A 277-nucleotide genomic window follows, 5' to 3' on the forward strand; every position below is an offset into this window, starting at 1 on the left:
CTTCGATCCGAAAAACCCTCGATATGCTGAGAGTGGCGACGGGTGGGCGGACGCAATAATCGGCGTGTCACCCAGCCGCAGCGCGAGCGACTGCGCGTCCTTGCCCCACAAAATTGCCACGAGGGGAGCGCGCGAGCCATCGGCGCGCTCCCGAGACACCAGGGCGTCAATCGCGCACTGCGTCACCTCCTCCCAGCCGCGGCCTCGATGCGACGCCGGCGCACCCGGGCGCACCGTCAACACGCGGTTGAGCAGGCACACGCCCTGCTCGCACCAC

At 68.6% G+C, this 277-nt stretch carries 1 protein-coding gene; it reads right to left on the reverse strand.

What is annotated here, in order from left to right; translation table 11 throughout:
- Positions 1-277 (reverse strand): uracil-DNA glycosylase family protein (locus tag AC2Q9J_RS17880; protein ID WP_499042017.1); only part of this gene is annotated, 277 nt, incomplete at both ends.

The sequence above is a fragment of the Planococcus sp. RAB007_Raresut genome, from assembly GCF_057369535.1.